Here is a 699-nt window from a genome sequence, read left to right as displayed (position 1 = left end):
GGCTTCAAGGGCGCCGCGCGGATCCTCGAAGGCCAGCAAGGAATGGCTGCCGGCATGTCCAGCGACGCCGATCCGGCCCGCCTGACGGACGGGCTCGGCAGCCGTTGGGCAACCGAGGAGACCTCCTTCAAATGGCACGCAGCCTGCCGGCACACTCATCCGGCCGCCGACGCGCTGCAGTCTCTCATGCGCCGCGAAGGGCTCGGTCCGGACGACATCACCGGCGTGGTGACCCATGTCCATCAGGGAGCCATCGATGTCCTGGGCGCGGTGGTCACTCCGCAAACCGTCCACCCAGGCGAAGTTCTCCATGGGCACGGTTTTGGGGCTGATCGCTGTTCACGGCGTCGCCGACCTCGACGCGTTCGAACACCACGCGCTTGCCGACGCCCGCGTCGCACGCTTCCGCGCGAAGGTGCGGATGGAACTCGACGCCGAGGTCGACACCCTTTATCCCAAGCAGTGGGTCGGCAAGGTGAGCGTCACGACGGTTGACGGCCGCAAATTCAATGCCCGCGTCGACGAGCCCAAGGGAGATCCCGGCAACACCCTTTCGAAACAGGAACTGGAAGCCAAGGCCATACGTCTTGCCGAATTTCGAGGCGGGGCCACCGCTGACGAGATGCGTCGCTGCATAGCCCGCATCTGGAGGCTCGGTCAGCCCGGGAGCACGGCGCACATATTTGCTGAGAGTTAGCC

At 65.7% G+C, this 699-nt stretch carries 1 protein-coding gene and 1 pseudogene; both read left to right on the top strand.

Annotation, left to right across the window (positions count from 1 at the left end; genetic code table 11):
* Positions 1-42: 42 nt before the first annotated feature.
* Positions 43-234 (top strand): annotated as a pseudogene (locus EN984_RS39570) (MmgE/PrpD family protein); the annotation flags it as partial.
* 76 nt (positions 235-310) lie between these two features.
* Positions 311-697: a hypothetical protein gene (locus tag EN984_RS39270; protein ID WP_236382681.1), complete on the top strand. Its 387-nt coding sequence runs from the start codon at positions 311-313 to the stop codon at positions 695-697.
* The last annotated feature ends 2 nt before the right edge of the window (positions 698-699 follow it).

Source organism: Mesorhizobium sp. M7A.F.Ca.CA.004.12.1.1 (assembly GCF_003997835.1).
Taxonomy (GTDB): domain Bacteria; phylum Pseudomonadota; class Alphaproteobacteria; order Rhizobiales; family Rhizobiaceae; genus Mesorhizobium.
This window is presented reverse-complemented; position numbering and strand designations above follow the sequence as displayed.